Annotated in this window: 17 protein-coding genes; 9 read left to right on the top strand and 8 right to left on the bottom strand. The window is 66.8% G+C overall.

The genetic code is table 11. From position 1 onward, the window contains the following. Positions 1-36: 36 nt before the first annotated feature. From ACDH77_RS17950 to ACDH77_RS17940, 3 genes are all read right to left on the bottom strand, one after another. Complete coding sequence (locus tag ACDH77_RS17950) at positions 37-510, bottom strand: DUF494 family protein (RefSeq protein ID WP_003484452.1); 474 nt, start codon at positions 508-510, stop codon at positions 37-39. 42 nt (positions 511-552) lie between these two features. Continuing rightward, positions 553-1,698, bottom strand: a complete 1,146-nt coding sequence (dprA, locus tag ACDH77_RS17945) for a DNA-processing protein DprA (protein ID WP_014091219.1) — start codon at positions 1,696-1,698, stop codon at positions 553-555. A 71-nt stretch (positions 1,699-1,769) separates the two neighbouring features. Further along, the gene (locus tag ACDH77_RS17940) at positions 1,770-2,906 is read right to left on the bottom strand and encodes a LysM peptidoglycan-binding domain-containing protein (protein ID WP_017157054.1); all 1,137 of its coding nucleotides are present in this window, start codon (positions 2,904-2,906) and stop codon (positions 1,770-1,772) included. 131 nt (positions 2,907-3,037) lie between these two features. Here ACDH77_RS17940 and def point away from each other — a divergent pair, with 131 nt between their 5' ends. The 5 genes from def to ACDH77_RS17915 all read left to right on the top strand — a co-directional run bounded on the left by def (position 3,038) and on the right by ACDH77_RS17915 (position 9,385). Next, complete coding sequence (gene def / locus ACDH77_RS17935) at positions 3,038-3,550, top strand: peptide deformylase (protein WP_008572823.1); 513 nt, start codon at positions 3,038-3,040, stop codon at positions 3,548-3,550. A gap of 388 nt (positions 3,551-3,938) precedes the next feature. After that, positions 3,939-4,862 carry a methionyl-tRNA formyltransferase gene (gene fmt, locus ACDH77_RS17930; protein WP_372353574.1) on the top strand — a complete coding sequence of 308 codons (924 nt, stop codon included), beginning with the start codon at positions 3,939-3,941 and terminating at the stop codon, positions 4,860-4,862. Then, positions 4,862-6,172 (top strand): 16S rRNA (cytosine(967)-C(5))-methyltransferase RsmB, encoded by a 1,311-nt coding sequence (gene rsmB / locus ACDH77_RS17925; RefSeq protein WP_008572819.1) that lies wholly within the window; start codon positions 4,862-4,864, stop codon positions 6,170-6,172. Before fmt ends, rsmB begins: the two co-directional genes overlap by 1 nt. 48 nt (positions 6,173-6,220) lie before the next feature. Further along, entirely contained in the window at positions 6,221-7,942 is a 1,722-nt protein-coding gene (locus tag ACDH77_RS17920; RefSeq protein WP_008572818.1) for an ArnT family glycosyltransferase, read from the top strand. A gap of 165 nt (positions 7,943-8,107) precedes the next feature. After that, positions 8,108-9,385: an O-antigen ligase family protein gene (locus ACDH77_RS17915; protein ID WP_029820470.1), complete on the top strand. Its 1,278-nt coding sequence runs from the start codon at positions 8,108-8,110 to the stop codon at positions 9,383-9,385. Between the two features lie 196 nt (positions 9,386-9,581). Here the strand turns inward: ACDH77_RS17915 and ACDH77_RS17910 are convergent, their stop codons facing one another. Then, complete coding sequence (locus ACDH77_RS17910) at positions 9,582-10,406, bottom strand: glycosyltransferase family 2 protein (protein WP_008572814.1); 825 nt, start codon at positions 10,404-10,406, stop codon at positions 9,582-9,584. On the opposite strand from ACDH77_RS17910, the gene ACDH77_RS17905 reads away from it, so the two are divergent. Continuing rightward, positions 10,407-11,465, top strand: coding sequence for a CDP-glycerol glycerophosphotransferase family protein (locus ACDH77_RS17905; protein ID WP_074053325.1), 1,059 nt, complete (start codon positions 10,407-10,409; stop codon positions 11,463-11,465). A gap of 160 nt (positions 11,466-11,625) precedes the next feature. Here ACDH77_RS17905 and ACDH77_RS17900 read toward each other — a convergent pair whose 3' ends face one another. From ACDH77_RS17900 to ribA, 3 genes are all read right to left on the bottom strand, one after another. Then, positions 11,626-13,131, bottom strand: a complete 1,506-nt coding sequence (locus ACDH77_RS17900; protein ID WP_008572809.1) for a PH domain-containing protein — start codon at positions 13,129-13,131, stop codon at positions 11,626-11,628. Continuing rightward, entirely contained in the window at positions 13,128-13,604 is a 477-nt protein-coding gene (locus ACDH77_RS17895) for a PH domain-containing protein (protein WP_029820467.1), read from the bottom strand. The genes ACDH77_RS17900 and ACDH77_RS17895 overlap by 4 nt, the downstream gene beginning before the upstream one ends. A gap of 138 nt (positions 13,605-13,742) precedes the next feature. After that, entirely contained in the window at positions 13,743-14,876 is a 1,134-nt protein-coding gene (ribA, locus tag ACDH77_RS17890) for a GTP cyclohydrolase II RibA (protein WP_008572805.1), read from the bottom strand. 245 nt (positions 14,877-15,121) lie between these two features. Between ribA and ACDH77_RS17885 the strand changes: the two genes are divergently transcribed. Next, complete coding sequence (locus ACDH77_RS17885) at positions 15,122-15,643, top strand: GNAT family N-acetyltransferase (RefSeq protein WP_008572803.1); 522 nt, start codon at positions 15,122-15,124, stop codon at positions 15,641-15,643. A 9-nt stretch (positions 15,644-15,652) separates the two neighbouring features. Here the strand turns inward: ACDH77_RS17885 and ACDH77_RS17880 are convergent, their stop codons facing one another. Further along, on the bottom strand, positions 15,653-16,669 hold the full coding sequence (locus tag ACDH77_RS17880) for a lauroyl acyltransferase (RefSeq protein ID WP_029820466.1): 1,017 nt from the start codon (positions 16,667-16,669) through the stop codon (positions 15,653-15,655). Here ACDH77_RS17880 and dtd point away from each other — a divergent pair. Together dtd and rpoD are read left to right on the top strand one after the other, a co-directional pair. Next, positions 16,668-17,108 carry a D-aminoacyl-tRNA deacylase gene (gene dtd, locus ACDH77_RS17875; protein WP_008572800.1) on the top strand — a complete coding sequence of 147 codons (441 nt, stop codon included), beginning with the start codon at positions 16,668-16,670 and terminating at the stop codon, positions 17,106-17,108. The two genes, ACDH77_RS17880 and dtd, sit on opposite strands and share 2 nt — an antisense overlap. Positions 17,109-17,216: 108 nt before the next feature. Then, positions 17,217-19,094: an RNA polymerase sigma factor RpoD gene (gene rpoD / locus ACDH77_RS17870; protein ID WP_008572798.1), complete on the top strand. Its 1,878-nt coding sequence runs from the start codon at positions 17,217-17,219 to the stop codon at positions 19,092-19,094. Positions 19,095-19,119 lie beyond the last annotated feature (25 nt).

The raw sequence follows: 19,119 nt of genomic DNA, 5'->3' as shown, positions 1-19,119 counted from the left end.
GTTCCCCTGCACGCACATCCGTGGCGGCTTCAACACTCAGTGTACGGGTTCAGGCTCGTCCAGGAACATCTGGGTTTCCATCCAGGCGTAGGCCGCTTCCGCCCCGGGCTGGTTGAACAACACCATCAGCACCACCCACTTGAGGTCGTCCAGATCCAGTTCGTCCTGATCCAGCGCCATGGCGCGGTCCAGCACCAACTCGCGCTGGTCGGCGTCGAGAATGCGGTGTTGCTCGAGGAACAGCAGAAACCCGCGGCAGTCGACATCGAGCTTGTCCAGCTCCGGCCCGTGATAGATACGCACCGGTCCATCGACATGCGGCCGCGCGACGCTGGGCCGCTGCTCGGAAAGCGCGTCCAGCCAATCGAAGGCCTTGCTGATTTCTGCGGGACTGAAACCGGCCTGGATCAGGCCATTTTGAAGCGAGTCACGGTCACGGACCAGGTCCGCGTCTTCGCTGAAGTAATGTTCAAACAGGTACAGCAGTACATCGAGAATGCTCTCTTTCATTGCCCTCGGCCTGCGTCGCGCGACGCTGTGGAGGTGAAGAAACTAAGGATTGCGGGTATAGCGACCGTGCTCGGTGACCACGTCTCCCTCCAGTTCCATGATGAGCAGCATGGAGGACAGCGCGGCGGCCGTCAATCCGGTGCGCTGCACCAATGAATCCATAGGGGTTGGGTCGTGGCCCAGCGCTTGCCACAAGCGCTGGTAGTCGGGATCGGAGCGGGCGGGACCGGCGCCAGCACTGGTGGTTGCCTTGCTGGGCAATTCAGTGGGGGCGGCCAGGCGCTCGCGCAAGGCGCTGGCCAATTCGCCAGACAGCTGGCCCAGTCCTTCGATGACCTGTGCAGGCTCCTGCGCCAGCGTGGCGCCCTGCCGGATCAGGTGATGGCAGCCGCGCGCGAGCGGATTGTGCAGCGAGCCGGGGAGGGCGAACACCTCGCGCCCTGCTTCGGCCGCCAGCCGGGCGGTAATCAGTGCGCCCGAACGCATCGCCGCTTCGACCACCAGCGTCCCCAGTGCCAGCCCGGCAATGATCCGGTTGCGGGCCGGAAAGTGCGCCGCGACCGGAGCAGTGCCAGGCAGATATTCGCTGACCACCGCGCCGCGTTCGGCGATGCGATCGCGCAAGCCTTGGTGCCGCTCGGGATAGGCGACATCGACACCTGTGCCGACCACCGCCACGGTGATGCCGTCGTGCTGGGCCAATGCGGCCTCGTGTGCGATCGCATCCACGCCGGCGGCCATGCCGCTGACGATGCTCAGCCCGGCGCAGGCCAGGCTGGAGGCGAATGCGCGGGTATGGTCGCGGCCGCCGGCAGTGGCCGAGCGGCTGCCGACCACCGCCACGCCCGGGTGCCAGAGGACATTGGGGTCGCCGTCCACGAACAAGGCCATCGGCGGATTGGCGATATGCCGCAACAGGGCCGGGTAATCCGGATCGCACCAGCCGATCAGGTGGTGGCCGGGCTGTTCGCACCAGCGCAGCCCGGCCTCCAGCGCCTGTGGATCGGGGCCCTGCAGCAGCGCAGCCTGCACCTCATCGCAACCAGCGGCGCGCCACGCCCCAGGCCCGGCTGCCAGCATTTCGGACGCTGACCCGTACGAGGTCAGCAATTTTCGGCGCGGCGGGCTGCGGCCGCCTGCCAGCAGCAGGATGAGCAGTGCGCGCAGGTCGGGAGCGGTTTGGGCCATACACCCAGGCTAGGCCGCAAACGACGACGGCGCCCTCGGGCGCCGTCGCGTTGGTGCATCGGATCTTTCGCTTATTGCGCGTCAGGATGCTTGACGAAATAGCCCAGGCCGGTCGGCTTGACGCTTTCCATCACCAGCGCATAGCTGACCTTGTCGAAGGTGCGGAACACCATCGCATGCGAGGCGTACTCGTCGGGCAGGCCGACGGTGGAGCCGGACGGGCCGCTGAAATCGTCGTCGGTCCGCGAGAAGCGCGAGTGCTTGACGCGGTCGCTGACCGTGCGGCCCTTGCGCCAGATCGAGAACACCGTGCCGTTGTTGATGCCTTCGCGGGCGCCGCCGGAGATGGCGATCACATCGCGCGTGCCGCCGACGGTGAAGGCATCGGAGATGGCCAGCACGCGCAGTTCGGTCTGCAGCGCCTGTTCCGACGGCGGATGCGGGATGAACTGCAGATCGTACGGCTGCGCTTCGACCGCAACGATGCGATCGCCGGCGCGCACTTCGCGGCCGCTGTCCTGCAACAGCAGGGTCGCCGCCTTGGAGTTGCCGCCTGCCGCGCTGCGGGTGATGGTGCCGACATTGACCTGCGCCATCTCGTAGCCGAGGAACTCGCGGCGCGTGCTCGGCGCGATGAAGTTCTTCCAGATGTTGCCCGAGCCGGCGGTGATGTTGCCGGCCATGTCCAGATCTTCGTTGTGCTTGGGCAGGCTGAACTTCACGGTCGGGCGAACCACCGCGAAGCGCTGGCCCGGCTGCGCGTTTTCCAGGCCGACCACGTAGGCGACCTGGCCGGTGGTGGCACGCGTGCGACCGCCTTCCAGACCCACCACATACGGCAACTGGTCGAAGTCGTCGACCACGCGCAGGTTCTTCAGGAACGGCTCGACGTCGGCCAGCGGAATGGCGTTGATCGGCGCTTCCTGGCGCGGGCCGGGCTGGATCGTGCCTTTGCCGACCCGGTCCAGATAGGCCAGGCTGATCACGTCACCCGGATAGATCAGGTGCGGATTCTGAATCTGCGGATTGGCTTGCCAGATTTCCGGCCACAGCCATGGTTTTTGCAGGAAACGCCCAGCGATGTCCCACAAGGTATCGCCCTTGCGGACCACATAGGTGTCTGGATGCTCGCCCACCGCTTGCGCGGCAGCGTAGGTCGCGACGGTCAGCATCGCCGCAGCGACGACCGTACGAAGTCGGTTCAACATAGGTGCCTTCTTGCCTGATTCCCCAACAGGTCTGCGCACTATAGTCTAGAAACCGGGGCGTCACGCAAGCATTGCGCTAGAATGACAGCGTCTTGCCGGCGCCGCGCCGGTGTTTCCAGACGGGTAACCCCATGGCTTTGCTCCCAATTCTTGAGTTTCCCGACCCGCGGCTGCGCACCAAGGCGGTGCCGGTCGATGCTGCCGAGGTCACCAGCCAGGCGTTCCAGACGCTGCTGGACGACATGTTCCAGACCATGTACGAGGCGCCCGGCATTGGCCTGGCCGCCAGTCAGGTGGACGTGCACAAGCGATTCATGGTGATCGACATCAGCGACGAGAAAAACCTGCCGCAGGTGTTCGTCAACCCCGAGATCGTGAGCAAACAGGGCGAGCAGCTGTATCAGGAAGGCTGCCTGTCGGTGCCCGGCATCTATGCCGATGTCAGCCGCGCCGACGCGATTACCGTGCGTTATCTCGACCGCCAGGGCCAGGCGCAGGAACTGCAGGCCGACGGGCTGCTGGCCGTGTGCATCCAGCACGAGATGGACCACCTGGACGGCAAGCTGTTCGTGGATTATCTCTCGCCGCTCAAGCGCGAAATGGTGCGCAAGAAGCTGGCCAAACAGCGCAAGCATGTGGCTTGAGGGCCGGGATTGGGAATTGCGGATTCTGGATTGGCAAAAGCGGGTTTTTGCAGTGTTTTGAATCTGCTGGTGTCGAATCCTCGAATGCGAAGTCTGCTGCGATCTGGCTCGTGGGCTTTGCCCGCGCATCGCGATACCGGCCCGTCTGTAGACGGATGGTCTCAAAGATCGGGATTCGGGATTGGATAAGGCACTGCCGTAGCAGGCATCGAATTGCCGGCTGCGATTCCCGCCTCGCGCTCGATGGTGACGGGCAACGCCGGTTCTGGCGCCAGGTTTCCAAATCCCCCACAAATCTGCTCCTACCTCTCAGCTCCACGCCATTCGCGCCCCGGCCAGCACACCTGCCGTTGCGAATCCCTACTCCCGAATCCCGAATCCCAGCCTTATGAGAATCATCTTCGCCGGTACGCCGGATTTTGCCGTTCCGTCGCTACGCGCCGCCGCGCAGCGGCATGAGGTGGTGGCGGTGTACACGCAGCCGGATCGCCCCGCCGGGCGTGGCCGCGGGTTGACGCCCTCGCCGGTCAAGCTGGAGGCGATCGTGCGCGGCATTCCGGTGTTCCAGCCGCAGACGCTGCGTTCGCCCGAAGCATTGGCGACGTTGCGCAAGCTGGATGCGGACCTGATGGTGGTGGTGGCTTACGGGTTGATCCTGCCAAAGGCAGTGCTGGCCGCGCCGACGCACGGCTGCTGGAACGTGCATGCCTCGTTGCTGCCGCGCTGGCGTGGCGCCGCGCCGATCCAGCGTGCGATCGAGGCCGGCGACACCGAGACCGGGGTGTGCCTGATGCAGATGGAAGCCGGGTTGGACACCGGCCCGGTGCTGCTGTCGCAGCGCATCGAAATTGGCGAGCAGGAAACCGGTGGGCAGCTGCACGACCGGCTGGCTGCGCTGGGCGCGCAAGTGCTGTCCGATGGTCTGGGCCTGTTGCGCGCCGGCATCCGTCCGGTGGCGCAACCACAGCCGGACGACGGGGTGACCTATGCGCACAAGCTGGACAAGGCGCAGGCGCGGCTGGATTGGGCGCAGCCGGCGCAGGAACTGGCGCGGCGCGTGCGGGCGTTCAACCCGTGGCCGGTGGCCGAGGCGATCCTGGCGGGCGAGCGCGTGCGCCTGCATGGCGCGGTGGCGCTTGAACTGGCCCATCAACACCCCCCGGGCACCCTGCTGGCGGCCAGCAAGCAGGGCATCGATATCGCCTGCGGTGAGGGTGCGCTGCGGGTGCGCGTGCTCCAGCGCGAGGGCGGCAAGGCGATCACCGCCGCCGATTACCTCAACGCGCGACGCGACCTGCCGGCGCTGCGCTGATGTCGGCCGATACCGCAACCGCCGGCGTTGCCTCGCGCCTGGCCGCCGCACGCGTGCTGACGGCGGTGTTCGATCAGGGCCGGTCGTTGAAGGCCGAACTTGCCGCCACCTTGCCCGGCATCGGCGATCCGCGCGATCGTGCGCTGGTGGAGGCGATCTGCTTTGCGGTCATTCGCCGGCGCCCGGCCTATGACATCGCGTTGCGGCAATGGCTGGAACGTGCGTTGCCGCCCCGCGATGCCGAACTCAAGGCGCTGCTGATGGTCGGTTTCGCCCAACTCGACGTGCTGCAGCTGCCCGCGCACGCCGCGTTATCGGCCACGGTGGATGCGTGCCGCGCATTGGGCCGGCCCCGTCAGGCCGGCATGGTCAACGCGATCTTGCGGCGCGCCCAGCGCGAAGGATTTCCGGCGGTGGCCGACGATGCCGGTTGGCCGTCGTGGCTGCGCAAGCAGCTGCGCGCGGACTGGGGCGATCGTGCCGAAGCCATTTTTACCGCCAGTGCGCAGATGGCGCCGATGTGGCTGCGCGTGCAGCGTTCGCGCACCGACCCTGCGAGGTATGTCGCGCGACTGGCCGAACTGGATATCGTGGCGCACACCGACGCGGTACTGCCGGATGCGGTGCGCCTGCACAACGCCGTGCCGGTGAGCCAGTTGCCGGGCTTTGCCGAAGGCGATGTTTCGGTGCAGGACGGCTCTGCCCAGCAGGTGGCCGATGCGTTGACCCTGGCGCCGTCGGCACGCGTGCTCGATGCCTGCGCGGCGCCGGGCGGCAAGGCGGCGCATCTGCTGGAGCGCCACCCCGGCTTGCAGCTCACTGCGCTGGATGTGGATGCGCGCCGCCTGGAGCGCGTGCAGCAGACCTTGCAGCGCACAGTCCCCGATGCGCAGGTTGCATTGCAGGCGGCCGACGCCGCCGATCCGGACGCGTGGTGGGACGGCCGGCCGTTCGATGCGGTGCTGCTGGACGCGCCATGTTCGGCCACCGGCGTGGTGCGTCGTCAACCGGATGTGCTGCTGCACCGGCGCGCCGACGATATCGATGCGCTGTGCGCGCTGCAGGCGCGGCTACTGGATGCGACCTGGCGCACGCTGCGCCCGGGCGGACAATTGCTGTACACCACCTGCTCGCTGTTGGCGCGCGAGAACCAGGCGCAGGTCGAGGCATTCCTGCAGCGCACTCCCGATGCACAGGCGCAGCCCTTGGGTGCGCAGTTCGGGCATGCCGCCGGCGCCGGACGTCAGCGGTTTCCAGGCGAGACGCACTGCGACGGATTTTTCTACGCGCTTTTGCTAAAAGCCTCCTGATCGCGCGAAGTCCAGCGCTCCACCTTCTGCGTCCGACTGCCGCCCGACATGTTCAAGAATCGCGCTTCCACCGATGTCTGGTTGCTGGCCATGACCGCCGTGCTGGTGATTGGAGCCGGCCTGGGTTTGCGTGACCCGTGGCCGGCGGACGAGCCGCGCTTTGCGCTGGTGGCCAAGCAGATGGTGTTGAGCGGCGACTGGTTGTTCCCGCATCGCGGCAACGAGCTGTATTCGGACAAGCCACCGATGCTGATGTGGCTGCAGGCGCTGTTCTACACGCTGCTGGGCAATTGGCGGGTGGCGTTCCTGCTGCCGTCGTTGCTGGCCGCGTTGGGCACATTGGCCTGCGTCTACGATCTGGGCCGGCGGCTGTGGACCCGGCGCGTGGGCGTGTATGCGGCCTGGATGCTGCTGTTTACGCTGCACTTCACCTTTCAGGCCAAGAAGGCGCAGATCGACCCGCTGGTGGTGTTCTGGATCACCCTGGCCAATTACGGCTTGTTGCGGCATCTGCTGATGGGTCCGGCCTGGCGCTGGTGGACGCTGGGCTGGTTCGCCGCCGGGTTGGGCGTGATCACCAAGGGCGTTGGCATCATCGCGCTGCTGCTGCTGATCCCGGCCGGGATTGCAGCGGCGCGTGGCTGGCCGGGCGTGCGCGTGCACGTGCGCGACCGGCGCTTCTGGCTGGGGCCGCTGTTCTTCTTCGGGGCGATCGCGCTGTGGTTCGTGCCGATGATGGTGACCGCGCTGACCGCCGGCCAGCCCGAGTACCGCGTGTATCTCAACGACATCCTGCTGCGCCAGACCGCCAAGCGCTACGCCAACTCCTGGGATCATGCGCAGCCGGTCTGGTACCACCTGCAAAGCATGGCCACGATGTGGCTGCCGACCATCCTGCTGCTGCCGTGGGCGATTCCGGCGTGGCGGCGCCGGCTGAAGCGACGCGATCCGCGCTATCTGCTGCTGCTGGCCTGGTGGCTGCTGGTGCTGGTGTTCTTCACCATTCCCAGCGGCAAGCGCGATGTGTACATCCTGCCGGCGCTGCCGATGTTCTGCCTGGCGCTGGCGCCGCTGGTGCCGGGCCTGCTGCGCCGGGCTGGCGTGCAGCGGCTGCTGTTCGGGTTCGGGCTGCTGTTGGCAGTGGCGTTCAGCGCGGGCGGCGTGGCGATGCTGATCGGCCACCCGGGCTTCGAGCAGAAGATCATGGACAGCCGCGGGGTCGGCAGCGAAGCCACCGACCCGCTGGGCTGGCTGCTGCTGGCGGTGGGTAGCTGGGGCATCGCCAGCCTGCTGCTGATGCGCGTGCGCCGCTCCGCGTTCGCGGTGGTTTCGCTGCTTGGCGCGTGGTGGGTGGCGTTCGGGCTGGTGTGTTACCCGATCTTCAACGATTCCAGTTCGGCCGGTGCGGTGATGCGCGAGGCCGGGCGCCGCATCGGCCCGGATGCGCAACTCGGGCTGGTGGCGTGGAAGGAGCAGAACCTGCTGATGGCCGACCGGCCTGCGCAGACCTTCGGCTTCAAGGTGCCATGGGAAGCCCAATTGCAGCGCGGCGTGGCCTGGCAGGCAGAGCAACCCGGCCAGCGCTGGCTGATGGCACAGGAGACCGCATTGCTGGCCTGCGTGGATCGCAGCCGCAGCCAGTTGGTGGGCGTGGCCAATCGCCGGCGCTGGTGGTTGGTGCCGGCCGATGCCGTGCGTGGCCCCTGCGTGGCCAGCTCCAGCGAGCGTGCGGTGGAAGCAAAGGAGCAGGGCAACCTGGATACCGAATGAGCCGGCCGACTCCACCGGCACACACGCGTGCCAGGTGCCATTGGCACGGCGTCAATGCAGCGGCCGGTCGCTGTCTAGCAGGGATTCATGCGTCGCATCGTTAGCTTGGCCGGCGCTGCCGAAGCCCGCGCACTGCGTTGCCTCCCTTTTCCCACCGATTTGTAGATGAATTCCTTGCGTCCCCAACCCGCGTCACTGTCGCCCTCTGCCCCGACCACCTCGCGGGCAGGCGTGCGCATTGCCGAGCTGGGCGCGTTCGCATTGACTGCGCTGGTGGTGAGCATGCCGAGCGGGTTGCTGCCGTTCGGCCTGTGCCTGCTGCTTGGTTCGTTGATGGGCTGGCGCAGCTTGCGCGAGGCCATTGCCGCGCGCGAGTGGTCGTTGCGCGTGGTGGGCTGGCTGACGGTGGCGGTGATTGCGATGTCGCTGCTGTCGATCGCGTTGTTCGAGCACGGGCTGCGCGATGTGGGCAATCGCTCGCGCTTCCTGGTGCTGCCTTGGGCGGCGCTGTGGGCCTATGCGTTGCAGCCGCGCCAGCTGTGGTTGTGGCGCGGTGCCTTGGTCGGCGTGTTTGCGGCCATGCTGATCGCGCTGCTGCAGGTGATGAACGGTGCCGACCGCGCCGAAGGCTTTACCAACGCCATTGTGTTTGCCGACATCGTGCTGATGTTGCTGGTGGTGGCAGTGTTCTGCCGCCCGCTCGGCAGCGTGCGCTGGCTGGTGGGCGCTGGGGTCGCCACCGTGGTGGTGATCGTGCTCAGCGGCAGCCGCGGGGTGTGGCTGGCGATGCTGGCCACGCTGGGCGTGCTGATCTGGGGTGCGCCCTGGCACAGCACGCGCGTGCGCCTGCTGACCTTCATCGGCGGCGCGGTGCTGGCGGTGGGCGTCGCGCTCAGCGTGCCGGCGCTGACCGATCAGATGCGCCTGGGCGAATTGCAGCGCGACCTGCAGCGTTACGAAGTGGGCGACACCGATTCGTCGGCCGGTGCCCGTATCGAACGCCTGCATGTGGCTTGGGACACGGTGACGGCGCATCCGCTGACCGGTGTGGGCGTTGGGCGTTTCGACGATGCGATGCACGACCTGCCGGCCTGTGCCGCCGACCCGTCGTTGTTCCGTTGCCAGTTGGGGCATGCGCACAACGATCTGGCCGAATGGAGTGCCACCCAGGGCGTGCCCGGGCTGTTGCTGCTGCTTGCCGTCTACGGCGTGCCGCTGTGGATGTTCGTGCGACTGCATCGGCGCAGCGGGCAGCAGCAGTTCCGCGGCCCGGCGGCGGCCGGGGTGATGCTCGTGATCAGTTATGCCTTGTGCGGCCTGACCCAATCGATGTTCGCGCACCAGGTGGCGGCGAGCTTCTACACGGCCATGGTCGGCGTGCTGGTGGGTCTGTCGGCGCGGCAGGCGCAACAGGTGCAGTCGGACGTGGCACGCGCTCGATAGCGGCGGATGATCCACCGGCTGCATGTGGCGCATGCCCCGGCAGCGCGCTTTCGGTGCCTGGGCACACGCCCGTGCACAAACAGAAGGGGGGCGGTCGTTGCCGGAGTCGGCATGCGTTGGCTTTCACAGACCGACTTCCACGCACCGTTGGCGCGTTCGCAGCAGCGTGGCTGCAGCTCGGAGTTTTTACCGGTTCTTATTCGCTGCGCCGATCCGGCGCCCGTGGCGGGTCCTGCACCGGCTGATTGTTTTGCAGCAGCCACAACATGATGGTCTTCTGGCGGACGTAGTTGGCGCGCACATAGGCGTAGATCAGCCCATGCCAGCCATCGCGAAAGCCGCCGCGCAACAGGTAGCCGCGCCAGAAGCGCCAGGCCGGCGCCAGCACCAGCTTGCTCCAGGTGGCGCGTTTGCCGCGTGCATGTTCGTGCTCGGCCATCATCTGCGCGTAGCGCTGGGTCTTGGCCAGCTGCTGCATCAGCGAGCGGTACGGGTAATGGATCAGATCGCCCGCCAAGGTCTCCACGGGGCCATCCACGCTGGCCGCCTCGTGGATCTCGCGCTTGCCGCGCCAGCCGCCGCGACGGCGATCGAACAAGCGCAGCACCCGGTCCGGATACGCATTGCCGTGGCGCAGGAAGCGACCGAAGTAGTCGGACAGGCGTGCGAAGCGGTAGCCGGCCGCCGTGGCGAAACCGGCGTCGCGCGCAGCGATGATCGCCGCGCGCAGGGCATCGCTGACGCGTTCGTCGGCGTCCAGGCACAACACCCAGTCGTGGCTCGCCTGCGCAACGCAGAATGCCTTCTGGCTGCGGTAGCCATCGAAGGTGCGTTGCAGCACGCGTGCGCCGTGTGCGCTGGCGATGGCGGTGGTGGCATCGGTGGAGCCGGAGTCCACCACCACGATCTCGTCGCAGAACGCCAGCGAGGCCAGACAGTCGCGTAGGCGATCGGCCTCGTTGAACGCGATAATGCAGGCGCTGATGCGCGGCCGTTCGTCGGGTGCGGTCGAAGAGGACATGTGATGGCCGATTACCTGCTGTTCGCAACGGAGCGTTACGCGTTGCCTATTCTGGCGCCATTGGCGCAGGCGTTACAGGGCTGCGGGCATGCGGTGTCGGCCTGGTTCGAAGGTGGCGCGCGCGGGCTGGCGCTGCCGGGCGTGCGCGAGGTTGGCCTGCGCGAGGCGCTGGCGCTGCGCCCGCGTGCGGTATTCAGTGCCGCCAACTGGGTGCCGCCGTTTGTGTCGGGCGCGAAAGTGCAGCTGTTTCACGGTTTCAATGTGCAAAAGCGCGAGGACAACCGCGGCCATTTCCGGGTGCGTGGCCTGTTCGATCTGTACTGCACGCAAGGCCCCGCCACCACCGCGCCGTTCCGCGCGCTGGCGCAGCGCGAGGGCCATTTTGCCGTGGTGGAAACCGGCTGGCCCAAGCTCGACCCGGTCTTTCGCGACGATGGCGGCCGCAGCGCGGCCTTGCGTGCACCGGCCGCCGGCCGCCCGGTGATCCTGTTCGGTTCCACCTTTACCGAGCGCCTGAGCGCGGCGCCCGCACTCTACGACGAGATCGCCGCCGACATCGCGCGCGGCGCGCATTACTGGTTGCTGACCTTGCACCCGAAGTGCGCGCAGGAATTGTTCGATCGCTATCGCGCACTGGCAGGCGCCAACGCACGCTTCATCGAACCCGAAGAGGTCATGGCCGCGCAACGTGCGGCCGATGTGCTGGTTTCCGATACCTCGTCGATCGTGTCCGAGTTCGTGGTGCAGCACAAACCGGTGGTGACCTTTCGCAACCGTGTGCCGCAGCCGCACATGCTCGACTTCCGGCAGGCAGAGCACTTGCCGCAGCAGCTGGCGCGCGCGCTGGCGCCGGATGCGGCTTTGCGTAGCGCGCTTGCCAGTTATGCCGATGCGATTCACCCGTATCGCGACGGGCATTCTTCCGAGCGGGTGATTGCCGCCACTGAAGACTTCATTGCCGGCAAGCTCGGCGGGCTGCGTCGCAAACCGCTGGGTGCAGTGTGGCGCGGGTTGCAGATCCGTCGCGAGTTGGGCTACTGGGGGCCGGCGCAGCGCTGAGCGCGATCAGCGGCAACGAGCGGGTGGTGATGATCGGCGACGTTTTGCCGAACTTACGTCCTTGTCATTGATCAGATCACTGACCCGGATTGCGACTGACGAGCAGCACCAAGGCTGATCGCGGATGTTGATCAGTGCAACTACTGAGCGCTAACGCTGATCACCAGCGCAGCTTGCGCCGTGCCAGCGCGGCACCGAGTTGCGCCTGCAGCGCCTGCGCCTGGGCAAGCGGCACAAAGCGCAGCCGCAATGCCGGGCCGGTGGCACTGGCGCCGGCTGTATCCAGCCATAGCGTGGCGGTGCCGGATAGGCGATCCAGCGGCGAGCGCTGCAGTTGCAGCGCCTGCAGCTTGTCCAGCTCGGCCAGCCGCCACCAGCGCTTCCACCAGCCGCCGCGCACCGCAACGTAACGCGCATCCACCGCATAGGCCATGCGCTGCACCTGGCGCTGCGCCTTGAACGCGCTCCACGGCAGCCACACCAGCAACCACAAGGCCTGGCTGCCGAGCTGCCACGCCAGGCCCGCCGTCAGCGGCAGCAGCATCAGCGCGGCGGGCAGACTCAATCGCCACCAGCAATGCGTGGCGATTGTCTGCCATTGCGTCGGCGGCCAGGCGATACCAGGCAGCAGGCGTTGCAGCAAGGCGTCGCACTGTTGCGGGTCGGCAATGGGCGCGAGTTCCTTCAACGCGCTGCCGTGGGTGTCGCCAGTGCCGGCCACTGCGGTGTCCACCCGCAACTGGCGACGGCCGAACAGGCGATGCAGCAGGCCCTCGTACAACGTCCACGACTGGATCCGCCGCAACGCCACGCTGCTGCGGATCCGCGTCAGCAGCCCGCGCTCCACGGTGAGGCGGCGCTCGGATTCGCTCAGATGGAAGCCGTGGTACTGGGTCACCGCCAGGGCGACCGACAGCGCGCGCATCGCCAGCAACAGGGCGAGCGTGGCGAGGATCGCCAGCGTTGCCGTGACCGCAACGCCGGGATGGATCTGGCTGACGTAGCGATAGGCCAGCTCGCCGTTATGCTCGACGAAGTTGGACACCGTGCGGCGCGGAATCATCTGGTAGATCACGCCAAAGCCGGCCGCCACCACCACCATGCCGCGATTGGAGATCAGGCCCAGCCGGATGACCTCGGCCATCGGCAGGCGCAGCAGGCTGCCGCTGTCTTCCTCGATTTGCGGCGCCGGCACGCCTGCCTCGGTTGCACGGCGCCGTATCAGATCTTCCAGCGCAAGCGCCTGATCCAGCCGCAGCACGCGCATTTCCGCTTCCGGCTTGTGCCCCCCGGCCGATTCCAGCCGCACCTCGGCCACGCCGGCCAGACGGTGCAGCAGCGATTGATGCACCACCACGTTATGGATGCGCGCAAACGGAATATCGCGCCGGCTGCGTTCCAGCAGGCCACTGCGAATGGCTACGCTATCGCTGCCGATCCGGTAGCGGTAGGTGAAGTAGCGCAGCACCGAGATCGCCACCAGCACCGCAATCACCACCCCGGTGGCGATCTGGTCGGCAACATCGCGATTGCCGTCGCGGCTGCCGAACAGGATCAGTGCAGCCAGCGGAATCAGGAACTGACGGATCTGCTGCAGCAACACGAACACCCACGACAACGGATGCAGGCGCTGCTCGTCGTTGCCGGGATGTGCAACGGCACTCATAGCGCGTCGTCGTCGTGATCGAGCTGCCGGGCCAGGCGGTCGCGCAGGCGCTCGGCGTCGTGTTGATCCAGCCCCGACAACGCCACCGCGTTGAGCCGGCTGCCGGCGGTGTGCACCACCAACGTGGTCAGGCCGGTCGCGCGTTCGATCGGCCCGCGGCGCAGGTCCACATGCTGCACGCGCGAAATCGGAACGCGCGTATCGCTTTGCCATAGATGGCCGCGCTGTAGCGCCAGGCCGTGCTGATCGAGTTTCCAATGTGTCAGCCGATGCCGTTTGACCGCCAGCCAGGCGCCGAGCAGAGCGATGACCGCGGTCACGCCCAGCGCCATCGGCCAGTAACGCCAGGCGTGCAGCCAGACAATCGTGACGCCGGCTGCGATCAGGCCCGCACATCCGCCGCCGAGTGCGCCATTGATCGCCGCCACATACGCACCGCGCCGCGGCAGCGACTGCCACTGGCTGTGCGTCACGGCTGGGGTTTGTGCCGGAGCGGGCTGGACCATGACGTCGGGGTGCGGCGGTGGAGCGTCGTGCACGTGGCTGGCCTGCAGAAGCGGTGCGCAAGCATAGCCGGCTGCCCAGTGCAGGCGCACCCGGCGCCGGGCGCGTTATTGCGCGGCCAGGATCAACGCATCCACATCCAGCGCGTGGCCGGCGCGTGCGGCCTTGGTGCGCAGGTACTGCTCGTTTTCGGCGGTGATGTCGCCGGTGATCGCGATGCGGTCTTCGACCACGATGCCGGCCGCGCGCAGGCGCTCGGCCTTGGCCGGGTTATTGGTCAGCAGCCGGATCCGGCTGATGCCCAGCCCGCGCAGCATCGCCACCGCACTGCCATAGCGGCGCTCGTCCGGACCAAAGCCCAATTGCGCGTCGGCATCGATGGTGTCCAGGCCTGCATGCTGATAGCCGTAGGCGCGCATCTTGGCGGCGATGCCGGTGCCGCGACCTTCCTGGTCCAGATACAGCAGTACGCCGCCACCGAGGTCCTTCAGCTTGGCCAGGCCGTGCCGCAGCTGGTCGCCGCAATCGCATTTGAGCGAGCCGAACAGGTCGCCGGTGAGGCACGACGAATGCACGCGCACGGGCACGGCAGTGCCCAGGTCAGGCTGGCCGACCACGATCGCCACCTGATCACGTTGCGCCACTCCGCCGCGAAACACCACGAACTCGCTCATGCCCAGGCCGCGCAGCGGCACCGGAGTGCGGGTCACCAACTCGTAGCCGGCAGCCGAGGAGGTGGCACAGCCGCGGCTCAGATCGTCCAGCGCCAGCGACTGGCAGCCGGCGAACGCGGCATGGTCGTGCACATCGCGCAGCTCCACCGCCAGCAGCGCCGGCAGCAGCAGGCCAAGCCGCGCGATCTCCACGCCGCCGGCATCCAGCGCATCGCCGGCCGTCCACTGCGCGGGCACCGGGGTGTCGCGCAGGTAGGCCAGCGCGGCGAGCTGGTCGTAGCTGTGATCGAGCAAGCCCACGCGCGCGCCCTGCGGCGCACTCAGCCCCAGCACCTGAGCGCGGGTGGGCGTCACGAAGAGATAGTGGCGGCCCCGCGCGGCGCGGGCGAAAGCCGCATACGACTGCGCCGTGCTGCTATCCAGCGCCAGCACCGCACGCGCCTGCCCATCCGCCGCCGTCAGCAGGACCGGGCGCCCGGCGCGCAGTTCGGAGGCGGCGCGCTCACAGCGAATGGCCGCCGGATCGCCGAAGGCCTGTGCGCTGGGGGAGGGGAGGGGGCTGCTCATGCACGACTCCAAATGGGGATTGCCACGGCCGCTTCAAGGCGGACGCCGCCGCGGTCACTGCCTGATCGCATCTGCCCATTGTCGCGCGCCTGGCAACAGGCAGTCGCCACAACCGGGTAGAACGCTGCATCCAGCCGCTGCCGATTGAGTGGGCGGGCCTGCGCCGCTTGGTTGCCCTGCGGCCCGCGTTGTTCAGGGTGCGGCAATGCTTTCTAATCGGGCCACCTCCATGTTCGTCGGGCCTCATGCACATTGTCGATTGCAGCCACGCGCGCCACGCCAGCGCCATCCTGGACATCTTCAACGAAGCCATCGCCAATTCCACTGCGCTGTACGACTACCGTCCCCGGCCACCGGAGAGCATGGTCGGCTGGTTCGCCACCAAGCAGGCGGGCGGCTTTCCGGTGATCGGCGTGGAGCACGACGACGGCACCCTGATGGGCTTTGCCAGCTACGGCACCTTTCGCGCCTGGCCCGCCTTCAAGTACAGCGTCGAGCATTCGATCTACGTGCATCGCGACCATCGCGGCAAGGGCCTGGGACGTCTGCTGCTGCAGGCCCTGATCGCAGCGGCGCAAGTGCGCGGCGTGCACGTGCTGGTGGGCGGCATCGATGCCAGCAACCAGGCCAGCATCGCGTTGCACGAACAGTTCGGTTTCACCCACGCCGGCACCGTGCGCGAAGCCGGTTTCAAGTTCGGGCGCTGGCTGGACCTGGCGTTCTACCAACGCATCCTGGACACACCTGCCGATCCGCACGACGACTGAGCTCGGTCGCTAGTGCGGATGCCGCTCGGTCGCATACGGGTTGGCCTCGCCGCTGCCCGGCGGACGCAAGGTGTAGCGCTTGTAGGTCCACTGATATTGCGCCGGGTCGCGCCGGGCGATCTGTTCGATGCCGGCGTTGAGCGCGCTGGCCGCACGCACCGGGTCCGCATCGGCCACTGCCGGGTCGGCCGGTTGCACATGCAGCGCGAACTGCAGATCGTCGCCGGCACGCTCGCACCAGCCGTACAACACGATCGCCCCGGTCCGCTCGGCCAGCCGGTTGACCAAGGTCATGGTCAAGGCCGGAATGCCGAAGAACGGCGCGAACACGCCATCGCCCATCTTCGGTTGCTGGTCGGGCAGGATGCCGACCGCGCCGCCGTCCTTGAGCACCTTGAACAACTGCCGCACCGCCGGGCCTTCGGCGCGCACCTGGCGCACGTTGTCGCCGCCACGTGCCAACTGCAGGAAGCCATCCACCGCCTCGGACTCCGGCGGCCGGTAGACAATCGCGATTGGCCCGCGTTCGGACAGCCACTGGTTGAGCAGTTCCCAGTTGCCGAAATGCGGCGCCGCCACGATGACCCCGCGCCCGGAGGCCAGCGCGGCGTCGTAGAGTTCCTGGCCGTTGCGCTGCAGGCGCGCCAGGTTCTCCGCCGGCGGGCGGGTCCAGGTGCGCAGCACTTCCAGCGTCTGCCGCGCGGTCGATTGCAGGATCTGCGCATGCAAGCGCGCGCGCTGCTCGGCGCTCAGTTCCGGATACGCCAGTTCCAGATTGCGGCGCGCCACGCGTGATTCGCGTGCATTGAGCTTGCGCCAGCTCCAGGCCAGCGTGTCGGCCACGCGCTTGAGCAACGGCCACGGTAAGCGGCCCACGGTGGCGGCGGTGGCATACAACAGGCGAGCGCGAACATCAGGTGTCATCGGCGCAATTCTAAACAGCGCAGACCACGAAGGCCCGCGCGTGACAGTGCCGGCAGCGCTGGGCATGCTGCGCGGCACAGTTTGCCGCCCGAGAATGCCCATGCTTGCACTGATCCAGCGCGTCACCCGCGCCGCCGTCACGGTCGATGACCAGATCGTCGGGCAGATCGGCCCCGGGCTGCTGGCGCTGATCGGCGTGGAGCCCGGCGACAGCGACGCGCAGATCCGGCGCCTGGCCGAGCGGCTGCTGAGCTACCGGGTGTTCGGCGACGACGCCGGCAAGATGAACCGCTCACTCACCGATACCGGCGGCGGCCTGCTGCTGGTCAGCCAGTTCACCCTGGCTGCGGACACCAGTTCCGGCAACCGCCCAGGCTTCAGCACCGCCGCGCCGCCACTGGAGGCTGAACCGGCGTTCAATCGATTGGTGGCGATCTGCCGCGAAAAACATCGCGGTGGGGTGGAAACCGGGCGTTTCGGTGCCCATATGGTTGTCGACCTGGTCAACGATGGCCCGGTGACCTTCCTTCTCAGACCCTAGATACACCACGTCCACCAGCGGTCCCGTCTTGAATCCGGCAGACCGGGCTTCACGCTGGTATAATGCTAGGTTCTCTTTCCAATCTCAAAGCCGGTGGCGCGAGCACTCATGGCCAACGAACGTCCTGCCCAGCAATCCGACATCAAGCTACTGATCAGCAAGGGCCTGGAACAGGGCTATCTGACCTACGCCGAAGTCAATGACCATCTGCCCGACGACCTCGTCGACCCGGAGCAGATCGAAGACATCATCAGCATGATCAACGGCATGGGCATCGATGTCCATGAAGTTGCACCCGATGCCGAAACCCTGTTGCTCAACGATGGCAACACCGGCAACCGCGAGGTTGACGACACCGCCGCCGAAGAAGCTGCCGCCGCGCTGACCGCGCTGGACACCGAAGGTGGCCGCACCACCGACCCGGTGCGCATGTACATGCGCGAGATGGGCACGGTCGAGCTGCTGACCCGCGAAGGCGAAATCGCCATCGCCAAGCGCATCGAGGAAGGCCTCAGCCAGGTCCAGGCCGCATTGGGCGTGTTCCCGCTGTCGACCGAAATGCTGCTGGCCGATTACGAAGCGCACAAGGAAGGCAAGAAGCGTCTGGCCGAGATCGTGGTTGGCTTCAACGACCTGATCGAAGAAGCCGATGCAGCCGCTGCTGCGCTCGCCGCGGCCGGCCCGGTCGCCGTGTCCGACGATGAAGCGGTCGACGAAGACGACGACGAAGACGGCGATGACGAGGCCGCCGAAGAAGAGGCCGGCCCGACCGGTCCGGATCCGGTGGAAGTGGCCACGCGCATGGAGAACCTGGCCAACGAATACGCCAAGTTCAAGAAGGCCTATGCCAAGAACGGCGCCGAGCACAAGCTGGTGGTCAAGGCCCGCGAAGACATGGCCGCCATCTTCACCACGCTCAAGCTGCCGCTGCCGCTGACCGACGCGCTGGTCACCCAGCTGCGTGGTGTGGTCAATGGCATCAAGGATCACGAGCGCAAGGTGCTGCACCTGGCCACCACCGTGGCACGCATGCCGCGCAAGGACTTCATCCGCTCCTGGGAAGGCAACCAGACCAACCTGGAATGGGTGGAAGACGCACTCAAGCGCAAGCAGAAGTGGTCGTCGGCGCTGCGCGACGTCAAGGACCAGATCATCTCCGAGCAGCAGGGCTCGATCGAGATGGAAAAGGCCAACTACCTGACCCTGGGCGAGATCAAGGAAATCAGCCGTGCGATGGCTTATGGCGAAGCCAAGGCGCGCAAGGCCAAGAAGGAAATGGTCGAGGCCAACCTGCGTCTGGTGATCTCCATCGCCAAGAAGTACACCAACCGCGGCCTGCAGTTCCTGGACCTGATCCAGGAAGGCAACATCGGCCTGATGAAGGCCGTGGACAAGTTCGAATACCGTCGCGGTTACAAGTTCTCGACCTATGCCACGTGGTGGATCCGTCAGGCCATCACCCGTTCGATCGCCGATCAGGCGCGCACCATCCGTATCCCGGTGCACATGATCGAAACGATCAACAAGTTGAACCGCATTTCCCGTCAGATGCTCCAGCAGTTCGGCCGCGAGGCCACGCCGGAGGAACTGGCCAAGGAAATGGACATGCCCGAGGACAAGATCCGCAAGGTGATGAAAATCGCCAAAGAGCCGATCTCGATGGAAACCCCGATCGGCGACGACGAGGATTCGCATCTGGGCGACTTCATCGAGGACACCAATGTGGAGTCCCCGATCGACAACACCACCAACATCAATCTCTCCGAGACGGTGCGTGACGTGTTGGCCGGCCTCACCCCGCGCGAGGCGAAGGTGCTGCGCATGCGCTTCGGTATCGACATGAACACCGATCACACGCTGGAAGAGGTCGGTAAGCAGTTCGACGTCACCCGTGAGCGGATTCGTCAGATAGAGGCCAAGGCGTTGCGCAAGCTGCGTCACCCGAGCCGTTCGGAACAGCTGCGCTCGTTTCTGGATATCGACTGATGCCGCGGTCGTAACCGTGCAGTGA

The sequence above is a fragment of the Xanthomonas axonopodis pv. maculifoliigardeniae genome (assembly GCF_041519315.1).
Taxonomy (GTDB): Bacteria; Pseudomonadota; Gammaproteobacteria; order Xanthomonadales; family Xanthomonadaceae; genus Xanthomonas; species Xanthomonas euvesicatoria.
Note: the sequence above shows the minus strand (reverse complement) of the source record. Positions and strands in the feature narration are given on the sequence as shown.